The sequence below is a fragment of the Nocardia exalbida NBRC 100660 genome (assembly GCF_000308575.1).
In the GTDB taxonomy this organism is placed as follows: Bacteria; Actinomycetota; Actinomycetes; order Mycobacteriales; family Mycobacteriaceae; genus Nocardia; species Nocardia exalbida.
Genome location: NZ_BAFZ01000071.1, coordinates 70703 through 84145 on the forward strand (window position 1 = coordinate 70703; position 13443 = coordinate 84145).

Genomic DNA, 13443 nt, shown 5'->3' on the forward strand with positions numbered 1-13443 from the left:
GTCCGGTCCCCGAGGGTGTGGTCGATCGCCACCTAGGTGAGGCGGGAGCGATGCGGCTGGGTCGCGGGATGGATCCCGAGCACGCCCAGGGCGAAATCGCCATACCGCGCGGCCACCTCCTCCGGCGTCGCCGGGCCGGACTCGCGAAACCACTGCGGGATGGCGGTGCACATGGTGGCGATGGCTCGACCCGCCGCCCGGATATCGGGAGTGGCGATGCGGCCCTCGCCATGGGCCTCGGTGATCGCGTCGTCCAGGATGGCCTGGATGTCGCGGCGGGAACGGGCGATGCGCACGCGTTCGCCCGGAGACAGACTGCGCATCTCGCTGGCGCCGATGAACCCGAGGTCGCGGCGGTGGGTGTGGAACAGGGCCAAGGCTTCGACGATCAGGCGCACCCGGTGCACGCTGTCGCGGCCCTCCGCACGGGCGGCGCGCACGCGCCAGTGCAGTTCGTCCATGGTCAGGTCGAGGATGCGCACCAGTAGCTCGTGCTTGTCGCGGTAGTGGTGGTAGAGGCCGGGAACGCTGGTGCCCGCCCGCCGGGCCAGGGCGCGCACGGTCGTGCCGTGATAGCCGATCTCGACGAACGAGGCGAGAGCGGCGGCCAGTACCGGGTCGACGTCCAATGGAGCGAAGTCACGCCAGCCGCCGTGTGCGCCCGGCTCGGTGTCGGTCCGGTCGTAGCTAGGCCGGGACACGGAGGCCATGTCACCGAGCAAATGCGTGACCGGCACACCGAGCACGTCGGCCAACCGGGTCAGGCGTGCAACCGAGATTCCGGTCTTTCCCGTCTCCACGGCGCTGAGCGTCGCGGGACTCACCTCGAGCCTGCGGGCCACTTCGCGCAGCGACAAGCCGGCGGCGCGGCGCGCCCGACGGATCGCCTCGTGCGGCGACGTTCCCTCGTCTTCCATAATGTTCAGGATAACTGAATTCGAAACTTCGACTATTCCCGCCCGAAAAGACACAAACAAGGCACTTTGACACGGATCGAACCCAGTGGGACAGTGTTCAGATGGAGCGATCGTTCGGTCCGATGACGAGGCTCCGGATGTCGAGGAGGAATGCGCGATGCCGATCGATCTGACCTATTCCGACGAAGTACGGGCGCTGACCGAACGCACCCGCGCGTTCGTGCGGGAGACGGTGCTGCCGATCGAGGACGAACACCACGGCGACATCACCGCCGCGGGTGGTGACGAGCTGCGCGTCACGCTCAACGAGCAGGCGCGCCGAGCAGGCGTCTTCGCGCCGCACGCGCCCGTCGAGTACGGCGGTCACGGGCTGTCGATGTCGGATCGCGCCCCGGTGTTCGAAGAGGCGGGCTACTCGCTGTTCGGTCCGACCGCGCTCAACATCGCGGCGCCGGACGAGGGCAATGTGCACATGCTCGCCCACATCGCCGACCCGGAGCAGAAGTCGCGCTACCTCGAGCCGCTCGCCCGCGGGGCGGTGCGCTCCGCCTTCGCGATGACGGAGCCCGCACCCGGCGCGGGCTCCGATCCGGCGGCGCTGGCGACCCGGGCCGTCCGCGCCGACGGCGGCTGGCGCATCAACGGCCACAAGTACTTCATCACCGGCGCGGACGGCGCGGGTTTCTTCATCGTGATGGCCCGCACCTCCGGCGAACCGGGCCAGCGCGGCGGGGCGACCATGTTCCTGGCCCCTGCCGACACACCCGGCCTGCGTGTGGGCAGGCATATCACCACGCTCGACCGGGCCATGATCGGCGGCCACTGCGAGGTCTTCTTCGAGGACATGTTCGTTCCCGACGAAGCGGTGCTGGGCGCTGTCGACCGCGGCTTCGAATACGCCCAGGTGCGGCTGGGTCCTGCCCGCATGACGCATGTGATGCGGTGGCTCGGCGCGGCGCGGCGCGGTCACGACATCGCCGTCGCCCGCGTCGCTCAGCGCGAAGGATTCGGTGCGCGCATCGGCGATCTCGGCCTGGCGCAACAGATGATCGCCGACAACGAGATCGACATCGCCGCCACCCGTGCGCTGCTGGTGCGCGCCTGCTGGGAACTCGACAGCGGGGAGCACGCGGGCAACGCCACCTCGATAGCGAAGACGTTCGCCGCCGAGGCGATCTTCCGCATCGTCGACCGGAGCATCCAGCTGTGCGGCGGTCTCGGCGTCTCCGACGACCTGCCGCTGGCGCGCCTGTCCCGCGAGGTGCGGCCTTTCCGCATCTACGACGGACCCTCCGAGGTGCACCGATGGGCTATCGCCAAGCGGGCGGTCGGTGCCGCCCGGCGGGCCGCGGCCGACGGGTCCGGCCCTTCGCACTGATCCGGTAAGCCGCCGGGCGAGGCGATGGGTGGTCCGTCCGCCGAGGGACTGGCCGAATCAGCCGGCGCCGAGGCGTGACCACGCTGATGAACATATGCGAACACCCCGCCGCCGCCAGCTCGGCTGACGGCGGCGGGGTGCGTCTGCGGTCGGACGAACCGACGGGTGATTACCGTCCGTGCTGATGCGCGGACTGGCGGGCTTCGTCGACGTCCGCCTCGGCCCTGGCCTTCTCGGCGGCAGCTTCCTTGCCTGCCGCCTCGCGCTGCGATTCCGCCTTGTCCTGCTGCGCGCGGCCCTCGTCCTTCAGATTCTCGTGACCGGTGACGGTACCGGCCGCTTCCTTCACCTTGCCCTTGACATCTTCGACGACGCCTTCGACGCCTTCACGAGCACCGCTTCCGTGTTCAGCCACAACAACCTCCTGGAATATCGGAACAAGCTGACATCTCGCGCATACCCGGGAGACCGGCCTCGAACCGTCTTCGGCGAGAAAGACCGGCGCCGCGTGTGTCGTGCCTGGTCGCGGGCGGGTGGCAGCACCGAAGCGGGGTGGTCTCGCTCGGGCCTTGCCGATACCGGGTCATCGTGAGCCGCTGTTCGCGGTCGTTGTACTCCGGAATCGGCAGCGGGAACCAGTAGCTGCCGTCGAGCCAGGCCTGCCCGAGCAGCGGGACCGGCTTCGGTACGGTGCCGCCCGAGGGGCGGACGGGGCCGATCCTCGACACCGCGCCCTATCCGGACGTGCTGGTCACCAAGGCGGTGACCGTGCGACCGAGCCGACGCGTCGCGCCTTCGTCGTCACAGTGTTCCCGCACCTGGCCAAAGACATCGCGATGATGGCGATGCTGGTCGACGCGCCGGCAGCGCCCGGTCCGGACGGATCAGCCGCCGCCCTGACCACCGGACTCTGAAACACCGCCGGACTCTGAGACATCGGAGCCGAGAAGCGCCGCGGCGTCACGTGGACGCCGGGAGCGCGCGCCGCTCGCCCGGCGCCGTGTGGATCGACCGCTGACCGCTACACCTGCGCTTCGGTCCCGCCGATGCCCGACATCGTCAGCTCGACGGGTTCCCGCGGCTGGTCGGGACGGAATACGCAGCGCGTGCACGTGTAGATCGTGGGCATGCACTCGTTGCAGTGCACGCAGGCCGACCGGGTCGTCGCGTCGGATCGGATGCGCTGCAACAGGTTCGGTTCCCGGAGCAGGGCACGGCCCATGGCGACGAACTCGAAGCCTTCCGCCATCGCGAGCCGCATGGTGTCCAGATTCGTGATGCCTCCGAGCAGAACCAGGGGCATGGTCAATTCTCGCCGGAAGTGCCGCGCCCGCTCGAGCAGATACGCCTCCTGATACGGGTACTCCTTCAAGAACGCCTTGCCGACCATCCGGAAACCCCAGCGCGCGGGCACCGGGAGAACATCGCCGAACGACCGCCGCGGGGCGGCACCGTGGAACAGCAGCATCGGGTTCAGCAGCGAACTGCCCGCCGTCAGCTCCAGCGCGTCCAGGGTGCCGTCGGCTTCCAGCCACGCGGCGACCTGCACCGACTCCGGCACGGTAAGCCCGCCCCGCACTCCGTCTTCCATGTTCAGCTTCGCCGTCACCGCGAGCCGGCCGCCCACGGCTTGCCGTACCGCGGCGGCGATCTCGCGCGCCAACCGCGCCCGGTTGGCCAAGCTTCCGCCGTAACGATCGGTGCGGCGGTTCAGCTTGGGACTCAGGAACGAGCTGACCAGGTAGTTGTGCCCGAAGTGGATCTCCACCGCATCGAAGCCGGATGCTTCGGCCAGCTTCGCCGCGTCGGCATGAGCGGCCACGAGTTCACGGATCCCGTTCTCGTCGGGACTGCGCATCATGCGCATCGAGAGGGGGCTGAACATCCGGCTCGGCGCCAGCGCCGGAACCCGGTTGGAGGCCGCGTTGGCCACCGGACCCGCATGGCCGATCTGCGCACTCACCGCGGCGCCTTCATCGTGCACGGCGTCGGTGAGCCTCCGCAGTCCCGGCACGGCGTCCGGACGCATCCAGATCTGGTGCCGGTCGGTCCGGCCACCGGGAGCGACAGCGCAATACGCCACCGTCGTCATCCCGACGCCACCGGCGGCGACCTCGCGATGGAACTCGATCAATTCATCGGTCACCAGAGCGTCCGGCGTGCGGCCTTCGAAGGTCGCGGCCTTGATCACCCGATTGCGCAGGGCGATCGGTCCGAGCCGGGCCGGTGCGAATACGTCGTTCATCGTTGTTTCTCTCCTGTCGGCGCGGTCAATCCGGCCACTACGAATTCCCGGAGGGTGGCCACCGCCTCCTGCGACATCTCCCGGTGCTCCGCACTGCCGAATCGCATGATGAGCAGGTCGAACGCCAACATCCACCGGCGGCGGCTCTCACGCTCGCTCACGCCGGGCAACAGGCTCACCCACGCATCGATCCGGAACCATGGCTGACGCCATTCGGTCACCTGCCTGCCGAGCACGAATTGCGCGAGCAATCTCAGGTGCAACCGCCCCACCGGATCGGCGGCCAACGCAACGAACGGCTCGATCACCGCATCGACCACCTCGGCGATCGACCCGTGCCCGCTGGTGACAGCGGCCAAGCGGTCCTCCCACACCGGCCCCAGCCGCTCCTCGAGCAACGCGGCGACGAGGGCGTCCTTCGACCCGAAGTGATAGTGCACCGCCGCCGGGTTGGCCCCGGCCTGCGCGCAGATCCCGCGAACCGACACCTCGTCGTAGCGGCCCTCCAGCAGCAGTCGTTCCGCGGCTGTCAGCAGGCGATCGCGGGTGGTCGCGGCCTCGGAGACCTGTTTCGGCATGCGCTAAGTGAAGCACGTCTCCATCGCCGATTCAATCACTGATTGAAACAATGTTTGACCGGGCGGCTCCGGCCGCGAGCCCGGCCGGGCGCCAGCCCGCCTCGTTGATGGTGGAGGCATTCGGTGCGGCGGGCACTGGCACACCGAAACGGCCCGCGCCGATTCCTCAGGAATTGCCCGCGATGATCACCTCGGGAATGCCGGTGCCGAGCGGGACCGGCCGGCACACCGGCGCCGGACTGCCCGGAGCAAGCACGGTGAGCAGCAACTCCTGCACGAACGGGTCGTACACCATGTGGAAGTGCCCGGTCAGATCGGCGGGACACAGGTCCTGCAGGGCGATGTTCCGCGCGCCGGGCCCGCGCAGCGCGATGTTCTCGAACGGCTGGATCATCTCGTCGACGTGGCTGCCGATGGTCACGTATCGCACCCCTGGCACCGTGTCGCCGCCCGCGTTGAGATCGAGCATGGTCTGCGACCCCTCGGCCTGCTGCACGGCGGCGAGCGAGGTCACCTGGGCGAACGCCTGCAACGCGCCGGGGATCGCCTGGGCCACCGGCACCAGCCCGTACATCACACCGCCGTAGGTGGGCGAGGCGAGGCCGACCCACTGGCCGACCTTGGGCGCACCACCCAGCTTGTTGACGTAGTACCGAGTGACATTGGCACCCTGGGAGAATCCGATCAGATCGACCTTGCCCGCGCCGGTTGCCGCGAGCACCTGATCGACGAACGCGCCGATCTGATAGGCGCTGAGCACCAGATCCTCGGTACCGTAACTATCCGCGCCGGGCTTGCCGCCGTAGTTCAGCGCGAACACGCAGAATCCGGCCGCGGTCAGGCGAGGCGCTATCCCCGACCAATCGGAATACGCTGTGGAGTCGGTTCCGTGCGCGAGCACCAACGGATGGGGATGCCGGGCGCTGGGAACGCATCCGAAGTCGTTGGTGCCGCTCGGGACCGCATTCGGATGGCTTTTCTGATACCACGCGGCGGCGAGGTGGTCGGACTGCGGCGGAGCGGGGTACGTCGGCACGTCGGGCGGGCGGAGGCCGAGCGGCTCGGCCGACGCCACGCCCGGACCCAGCGCGGCCGCGCCGGCGACCACCAGGGCCAGCACGGCGCGACGCAAGTGTGAACTGCCCCAAGCTTCCGCTCGACTCGACTGTCGCATCTCACAATGATCGCTCCGATCGGCTCGAAATGCGCGCGGTATCGGGGTGTTTCGCCTCCCCTACTTCTCGGGGGTCTCGTCCTCGGCGAGGATGCGGTAGAGGGACTTGCGGGTCTCGGTGAGCAACTCCGCCGCACGCGCCGCCTGCTGCGGGGTACCCGCCGCCGCGACCTGCGCGACCGCCCCCATCAGCTGCCCCACGAGTCCGCGCAGGTCCATCGCCTGGGCTCCGACGTCCTGCTGCACGTCCGCCCACGGATCGCCCAGCTCGTCCCGGTGCGCGGCGACGTACTCGTTACCGGTCTCGGTGAGCTTGGCGGTCTTGCGCCCGGCGACCTTCTCGATGAGGACAAGGCCCTCGTCCTCCAACTGCGCGAGCGCGGGGTAGATCGAACCGGGGCTCGGCCTCCAGATGTCGTTGCTGCGCTCGCGGATCTGCTGGATGAGTTCGTAGCCGTGCATGGGCTGCTCGGCGAGCAGCAGCAGCACGGCGGCGCGGACGTCACCGCGCCTGCCACGACCGCCGCGTCCGCGTCCGCGACCGAATTGCGGGCCGAAGCCAGGGCCGAAACCGGGACCGAATCCCGGCCCGAACTCGGGGCCGAAACCGTGGCGTCCACCGCGGCGGAAGCGCAGCCGCTGTTCGAAGCCATCGGGCCCGGGCAGCGGCCCACGGCCACGTCGGCCGAATTCTCGATCTTCTCGGTATTCCATGTCAGCCTCCCAAGGCTCTCGTGTTTGTTTCATGCTATCGACGATATATCGGCAATGCATCGAACGCAAGGCCCGATTTCGGAATCGGGCCGGGCAGGGAGGTCAGCTCACCAGTGAGTCGATCCAGCGCGACAGCCGCGCGCCCTCGGTGACCATGAGTTCTGGATCACGAAAGGTGTTGGTGAGCAACGAGATTCCTTGATATGCGGCGACATAGGCGATCGCGAGTTCCCCCGCGTCGGTGCGCCCCATCGCGACGAACTGCCGTTCGGCCCAGTCCACCAGCACGCGCATCACATCGGCGGCCGCGGTGTCCAACCCGTCACCACGCTTGTCCAACTCCGAGGACAAGGTGCCGAACGGGCAGCCGTACCGCACAGTCTGCTCACGATCGGCGACCCAGCCCGCGATCAGGGCCTTCAGCCGCTCCGACGGCGTCTCGTGGCGGTCGCTCGCGGCGATCACGGCATCGAGAATGTGCGCGTGCGAGCCGATCGCCGCCTCGATGAGCTGGTCCTTCGTCTTGAAGTAGTAGTAGACGTTGCCGACCGGAACGTCGGCGGCGCGGGCGATGTCGGCGATCGTCGTCTTCTCCACACCCTGCTGGTAGAACACCCGCACGGCCGCCTCGACCAGCCGTTGCCGCTTGCTCGGCCTGGTTTCCGTCACTGAGTCAGTCACACAACTAACTGTAGACAACGTGCCCGCGACCGGCTACGTTGTGTTTAGTCAGTCAACTAACTAAGGAGAACGATGATCGTGGTCACCGGAGCCACCGGAAATATCGGCGCGCCCCTCGTGCGCTCGCTGTCGGCCGCGGGCGAGGAGGTGACAGCGGTCGCCCGCCATGCGGACCTCTCGCTGCCCGACGGCGTCCGGTCGGTTCGGGCCGACCTCGGCGAGCCGGAAAGCCTCTCCCCTGCCCTGGCGGGAGCCGACACCCTGTTTCTCCTGATCACCGGTGAGCAGTTGGTGGCAGGCCCCGAGCCCGAACAGGTGCTGAAAGTCGCCGCGGCCGGAGGCGTGCGGCGCGTCGTCTTCGTGTCCTCGCAGGGGGTTGCCACCCGCCCCGACGCGGCGGGCTACGCCCGGCTCGTCGCCTACGAGCAGGCGATCAGGGACTCCGGCCTGGCCTGGACCTTCCTGCGACCGTCCGGGTTCTTCTCCAACACCTACGCGTGGGCGGATTCGGTGCGCACGCAGCGTATGGTCGCCGCGCCGTTCGGCGATATCGGCCTGCCCTCGATCGATCCGGCCGATATCGCCGCCGTCGCGGCGGCGGCATTGCGCGACGAACGGCACGCCGGACAGGTCTACACCCTGACCGGACCCGAACTCGCCACACCGCGAGCCCAGGCCGAGGCACTCGGTGCGGCGCTGGGCGAGCCGCTCGGATTCATGGAGTTGACTCGGGCGCAAGCCCATTCGGCGATGCTCGACTTCATGCCCGAACCGGTGGTCGAGCACACGCTGACGATCCTCGGCGAACCGACCCCCGCCGAACAGCTGATCAGCCCCGATGTGCCGCGTGTGCTGGGGCGGCCCGCCGCGAAGTACGCCGAGTGGGCGGTTCGCAATCGGGCGGCCTTCGCCTGACGCGTCCGGCAGGGTGGATGGCCGGTGGCTTCGTCAGCCGATGTCGACCGGGTCGATCTGCACGCGAAGGGGGGCGTCGGAGCGATGCGTGCTGCGGATCGCCTGGGCCGCGCGCAACGCACCCGCGAGCGCCGCTCCGGAGCGGCGCTCGACCCGCAGCAGCAAACGTTCGACTTCGGCGGGCGAATCCTCGGCGGAGAAGGGCTTGCGAGCGCCGTCCGGCAGCGGCACCGGGCCGAGGCGGTCGACCGTCGCGGGCAGATCCGCCGCCGAGAGCAGTTCGGCGATGCTCTCGGCGGTGCCGTCGATCGCGGCGAGCCGGACCGCGGGCGGGAAGCCGACCTCGGCCCGGGCCGCGACCTCCGCGCGCGCCGCGCCCACCGGGTCCCACCGGACCAGCGCCTGCACGGTGGGGATCGATGGTTCGGCCATGACGATGACCTGCCCGTGCGCGCGGACCAGCGTCGCGGCGGCCATCCAGCGGCGCAGTGCGTCCTCGGCGGCCCGCAGGTCGGCGCGCCCGAGCAAGGCCCAGCCGTCGAGCAACAGTGCGACGCCGTACCCGCCGGGGACCAAGGGTTCGGCGCCGACCGTGGCGACGACCACTTGCGGGCCCGGCTCCACGGTATCGAGCATGGCGCCGCCCCCGGAGCCACGGATCGGCACGCCGGGAAAGGCGCGGCCGAGTTCCTCCGCCGTACGCGCCGCCCCGATCACCACGGCCCGCAGCGCGCGCGAACCGCAGGTGGTACAACGGAACGCGGCCTCGGTGATCCCGCACCAACGGCAAGCGGGACTGTGCGCGGCGGCGCTTTCCGCCGCCGCGCCGCGGGTCTCCGGCAGCGCGAGTGGCCCGTTGCAGTGCCTGCATCGGGCCGGAGTGCGGCACTTCCCGCAGGCCAGCGCGGGGATGTACCCGCGGCGTGGCACCTGCACCAGCACCGGCGCCCCCTCCTTCAGCGCGGAACGGGCGGCCGCGAAGGCGACGCCGGGAATGCGGACGGCACGGGCGACCGGATCGCGCTCCAGGGCGACGTCGCTGTCACCGGGGGCGCTGATCCGCGGCGCGGCCTCGCGCAGCACCGCGCGGTCGGCGACCAGATCGTGCGCCCAGCCGGAATCGACCACCGCTTGGATCTCCGCGGTCCGCGCGAAACCCGCCGCGACGAATGCCGCACCGGTGTCGTGCGCTCGCAACATCGCCACCTCACGCGTGTGCGGATACGGTGCGCGTGGTTCGGCGTAGGTGTCGTCGCCGTCGTCCCACAGCGCGATCAGCCCGAGGTTCGCCGCCGGTGCGAACACCGCGCTGCGCGTGCCGACCACAACCCGCGCCGTACCGCGCAGCACCGCCAGCCAACGCCGGTACCGTGCCGCGGGCCCGAGACCGGCGGCGAGCCCGACGGCCGAGTCCCCTACCAGCGCAGCGCATTCCGCCAACACCCGGTCGAGGTCGCGTTGGTCAGGGACCATCAGGATCGCGCTGCGCCCCTGCCGGGCCACCAAGGCGGCGAGCTCCGCCAGCCGACGCGGCCAGTCCTCACCGGGCAGCGCCTGCCAAGCCGCCCGCGCCCCTTTTCCTTGTGCGAGCGCACCGACGAACGCCGGGCCGTGCACATAACGCTCCCAGGCGGTGAGGTCGACGGCCGAAAGTTCCGGCGATACCGCCTCCTGGTTCGTGGTGCCGCCGCGAGGCTCCGCGCTCTGCCCGACACCGATTCGCCCTTCGCCCGAGGGCGGTGCCTGCGGCTCCGAGGACCCGCCGGTGCCCCCCTCCGATGACGGCGCCTGCCGCACGGCCACTGCGCTCCGCCCGACACCGATTCGCCCCTCGCCCGAAGGCGGTGCCTGCGGCTCCGAGGACCCGCCGGTGCCCCCCTCCGATGACGGCGCCTGCCGCACGGCCACTGCGCTCCGCCCAACACCGATTCGCCCCTCAACCGAAGGCGGTTCAAGCGGCTCCGAGGACCCGCCGGTGCCCCCCTCCGAGGGGTGCTCCTGTTGCGCGGTGCCCACGCTCGAGGTGCCGGGATCATCATCCGATCCGGTCGCGGCACCGGGTTCGGTGTTCACTCCCGGGGCTGCGTGGCCCGCAACTGCCGATTCGGCTTGCGGTACTGCGGGATCCGAGGAGGGCGAACCGAGGAGGGCCCCTGCGGGCGCGGAGTCCACCATGGCTGACCGCAAGGAATCCGTTGCAGTGCAGGGTTCTTCGTCTTCGAGAGCGCTCGCGGACGCACCGGGGTCCGCTGCGGCAACAGGAGCCGTGGACCCGACGGAATCGCTCTGAGCCCCAGCGGACTTCTTCGCACCGCCGGTCTCGGTGCGGGCGTGGCGCGGTGGAATGGCCAGACGCAGGACGTCGGCGCGCGTGCCCGCGTAACGGGCCGCCACTTTGCCGGCCAGCTCCTGGATTTCCGGCGTCAGCACGCGTTCGCCGGAGACGACGCGTTCGAGTTCGACCAGTTTGCCGCCGTGATCACTGTGCGCGGAGCGCGCGAGAAGGTAACCGTCGACCAACCGTCCGGCGAAACGGACGCGCACCCGGACCCCCGGCTGGGCGATCTCGTCCAGCTCGGGGGGCACCAGGTAGTCGAAGTCGCGGTCGAGATGCGCGGGCGACAGCAGTGGGAGCACCCGGGCGATCGGCAGCTCCGCGCCCGCGGGACCCGCGGCCGGACGGTCCGCCTCGGTGGCGGGGGTGCCCGCCGCGGGTGCGTTCACTCGGACCTGATCGAGGTCAGAGTCCGACGGCCGCGCGCAGCTTGTCCGCGCGGTCGGTGTGCTCCCACGGCAGGTCGACGTCGGTGCGGCCGAAGTGGCCGTACGCGGCGGTCGGCGCGTAGATCGGGCGCAGCAGGTCGAGGTCGCGGATGATCGCGCCGGGGCGCAGGTCGAAGACCTCGGTGATCGCGGTGGAGATGCGCGCCGGGTCGACCTTCTCGGTACCGAAGGTCTCGACGAACAGGCCGACCGGAGCCGCCTTGCCGATCGCGTAGGCCACCTGGACCTCGACCCGATCCGCCAGATCGGCCGCGACCACGTTCTTCGCGACCCAGCGCATGGCGTAGGCGGCCGAGCGGTCGACCTTGGACGGGTCCTTGCCGGAGAAGGCGCCACCACCGTGGCGGGCCATGCCGCCGTAGGTGTCGACGATGATCTTGCGGCCGGTCAGGCCCGCGTCGCCCATCGGACCACCGAGCACGAACTTGCCGGTGGGGTTGACCAGCAGGCGGACGTTCGAGGTGTCCAGCGAGGGCACCTCCAGGTCGGCGAGCACCGCTTCGAGGACCTTCTCGCGGATGTCGGGCGCGAGCAGGTTGTCCAGGTCGATATCGGCGGCGTGCTGGGTGGAGACGACCACCGTGTCCAGGCGGACCGGGCGATCGCCGTCGTACTCGATGGTGACCTGGGTCTTGCCGTCCGGACGCAGGTAGGGCAGCACGCCGGACTTGCGCACCTCGGTCAAGCGGCGCGACAACCGGTGCGCGAGAGCGATCGGCAGCGGCATCAGCTCGGGGGTGTCCTTGGTGGCGTAACCGAACATCAAGCCCTGATCGCCCGCGCCCTGCCGCTCGATCTCGTCGTCGGAGCCGCCGACCCGGGCCTCGTGCGAGGTGTCCACGCCTTGGGCGATATCCGGCGACTGCGCGCCGATCGCGATATTCACACCGCAGGAATTTCCGTCGAATCCCTTCGCGGACGAGTCATATCCGATTTCCAGGACCTTTTCCCGGACAATACGGGGAATATCGGCGTACGCCGACGTGGTGACCTCACCCGCGACATGGACCTGGCCGGTCGTCACGAGGGTTTCCACCGCGACCCGGCTGCGCGGATCCTCCGCGAGCAACGCGTCGAGAATGGAATCGCTGATGGCATCACAGATTTTGTCCGGATGACCTTCGGTCACGGACTCACTGGTGAAAAGCCGGCTCCCGGACGTGCGCACAGTTGTTCCCTCTCCCTCAACGGGTTACTCGTATCGGCTTGCGACAGTAACGCCATGTCGCGCCTGCGCAACCCTTACATTCCAGACTATTCCAAATCACCGACAGGGCGGACCTCAACTACGAAGCCGCCCCGGACTGCTGAATTCCCGGTGTCCCGGCGATGCCGAAAGAATGACGACGCCGCGAACGAACGACGGATCGGATGGCAATCCCGGCAGGCCCGCCACCCGGCTCAGCGCAGCAACCCACTCAGCGCGTCGAGCACACGGCTGGCCAGCAATGCCTTCGAACCGTGGTCGAGCGCCTGCTCGGTGCCGTCCGCGCCGAGCAGCCAGCCGTCGTTGGTGTCCACCTCGAACGCTTTGCCCTCACCGACCGCGTTCACCACGAGCAGGTCGCAGCCCTTGCGGGCGAGCTTGGCCCGCGCGTGGGTGAGGACGTCGCCGTGCTCGTCACCGGTCTCGGCGGCGAAGCCGACGATCGCGGTACCGGGCAACTGCCCGTCGCGGCGCGCCTGCACCAGTCCGGCGAGGATGTCGTCGGTCTTGGTCAGCGGAATGACGTCGGGCTCGCCCGCGCCCTTCTTGATCTTGGCGGCGGCGACGTTGGTCGGCCGGAAATCGGCGACCGCCGCGGCCATGATCACCGCGTCGGCGCCGGCGGCGTGCTTGTCGACGGCGGTCTTCAGCTGTTCGGCGGTGGTGATGTGCACCAGGTCGACGGCGGCCGGTGCCGCCATCTCGATCGTGTTGCCCGCGATCAGGGTGACGTGGGCGCCGCGCTGGGCCGCGACCCTCGCGAGCGCGTAGCCCTGCTTGCCGGAGCTGCGATTACCGAGGAAACGCACCGGATCCAGCGGTTCCCTGGTGCCGCCCGCCGTGATGACGA

General features: G+C 69.7%; 12 protein-coding genes. 2 read left to right on the forward strand and 10 right to left on the reverse strand.

The genetic code is table 11. The features are described from left to right. Positions 1–32 precede the first annotated feature (32 nt). Positions 33–917 carry a TetR-type transcription factor C-terminal domain-containing protein gene (locus ON29_RS17450; protein ID WP_051175318.1) on the reverse strand — a complete coding sequence of 295 codons (885 nt, stop codon included), beginning with the start codon at positions 915–917 and terminating at the stop codon, positions 33–35. A gap of 157 nt (positions 918–1074) precedes the next feature. Between ON29_RS17450 and ON29_RS17455 the strand changes: the two genes are divergently transcribed. Next, complete coding sequence (locus ON29_RS17455) at positions 1075–2295, forward strand: acyl-CoA dehydrogenase family protein (protein ID WP_040867517.1); 1221 nt, start codon at positions 1075–1077, stop codon at positions 2293–2295. A 169-nt stretch (positions 2296–2464) separates the two neighbouring features. Here ON29_RS17455 and mbp1 read toward each other — a convergent pair whose 3' ends face one another. From mbp1 to ON29_RS17485, 6 genes are all read right to left on the reverse strand, one after another. Continuing rightward, positions 2465–2710, reverse strand: a complete 246-nt coding sequence (mbp1, locus tag ON29_RS17460) for a microaggregate-binding protein 1 (RefSeq protein WP_040867518.1) — start codon at positions 2708–2710, stop codon at positions 2465–2467. Positions 2711–3316: 606 nt separating this feature from the next. Continuing rightward, on the reverse strand, positions 3317–4540 hold the full coding sequence (locus ON29_RS17465; RefSeq protein WP_051175319.1) for an NADH:flavin oxidoreductase: 1224 nt from the start codon (positions 4538–4540) through the stop codon (positions 3317–3319). Then, positions 4537–5118 carry a TetR/AcrR family transcriptional regulator gene (locus tag ON29_RS17470; protein ID WP_040867519.1) on the reverse strand — a complete coding sequence of 194 codons (582 nt, stop codon included), beginning with the start codon at positions 5116–5118 and terminating at the stop codon, positions 4537–4539. Before ON29_RS17470 ends, ON29_RS17465 begins: the two co-directional genes overlap by 4 nt. 166 nt (positions 5119–5284) lie before the next feature. Next, a complete protein-coding gene (locus ON29_RS17475) occupies positions 5285–6292 on the reverse strand; it encodes an esterase/lipase family protein (protein WP_083863681.1) in 1008 nt (335 codons plus the stop codon). 60 nt (positions 6293–6352) lie between these two features. Next, the gene (locus tag ON29_RS17480; protein WP_040867520.1) at positions 6353–7006 is read right to left on the reverse strand and encodes a PadR family transcriptional regulator; all 654 of its coding nucleotides are present in this window, start codon (positions 7004–7006) and stop codon (positions 6353–6355) included. 102 nt (positions 7007–7108) lie between these two features. Further along, positions 7109–7687 (reverse strand): TetR/AcrR family transcriptional regulator, encoded by a 579-nt coding sequence (locus ON29_RS17485; RefSeq protein WP_083863684.1) that lies wholly within the window; start codon positions 7685–7687, stop codon positions 7109–7111. Positions 7688–7759: 72 nt separating this feature from the next. Between ON29_RS17485 and ON29_RS17490 the strand changes: the two genes are divergently transcribed. Next, a complete protein-coding gene (locus tag ON29_RS17490; RefSeq protein WP_040867521.1) occupies positions 7760–8602 on the forward strand; it encodes an SDR family oxidoreductase in 843 nt (280 codons plus the stop codon). Between the two features lie 33 nt (positions 8603–8635). Here the strand turns inward: ON29_RS17490 and ON29_RS37135 are convergent, their stop codons facing one another. The 3 genes from ON29_RS37135 to ON29_RS17505 form a co-directional block, all read right to left on the reverse strand. Beyond that, positions 8636–11254 (reverse strand): primosomal protein N', encoded by a 2619-nt coding sequence (locus ON29_RS37135; protein ID WP_505777304.1) that lies wholly within the window; start codon positions 11252–11254, stop codon positions 8636–8638. An 88-nt stretch (positions 11255–11342) separates the two neighbouring features. Then, positions 11343–12554 carry a methionine adenosyltransferase gene (gene metK, locus ON29_RS17500; RefSeq protein ID WP_040867522.1) on the reverse strand — a complete coding sequence of 404 codons (1212 nt, stop codon included), beginning with the start codon at positions 12552–12554 and terminating at the stop codon, positions 11343–11345. A 233-nt stretch (positions 12555–12787) separates the two neighbouring features. Continuing rightward, the coding region (locus ON29_RS17505; RefSeq protein WP_040867523.1) for a phosphopantothenoylcysteine decarboxylase domain-containing protein at positions 12788–13443 on the reverse strand (656 nt) is incomplete at its 5' end.

Coding starts and splice junctions, on each gene's coding strand:
- ON29_RS17450 (WP_051175318.1), bottom strand. CDS start 917: ATGGAAGACGAGGGAACGTCGCCGCACGAGGCGATCCGTCGGGCGCGC.
- ON29_RS17455 (WP_040867517.1), top strand. CDS start 1,075: ATGCCGATCGATCTGACCTATTCCGACGAAGTACGGGCGCTGACCGAA.
- ON29_RS17465 (WP_051175319.1), bottom strand. CDS start 4,540: ATGAACGACGTATTCGCACCGGCCCGGCTCGGACCGATCGCCCTGCGC.
- ON29_RS17470 (WP_040867519.1), bottom strand. CDS start 5,118: ATGCCGAAACAGGTCTCCGAGGCCGCGACCACCCGCGATCGCCTGCTG.
- ON29_RS17475 (WP_083863681.1), bottom strand. CDS start 6,292: ATGCGACAGTCGAGTCGAGCGGAAGCTTGGGGCAGTTCACACTTGCGT.
- ON29_RS17480 (WP_040867520.1), bottom strand. CDS start 7,006: ATGGAATACCGAGAAGATCGAGAATTCGGCCGACGTGGCCGTGGGCCG.
- ON29_RS17490 (WP_040867521.1), top strand. CDS start 7,760: ATGATCGTGGTCACCGGAGCCACCGGAAATATCGGCGCGCCCCTCGTG.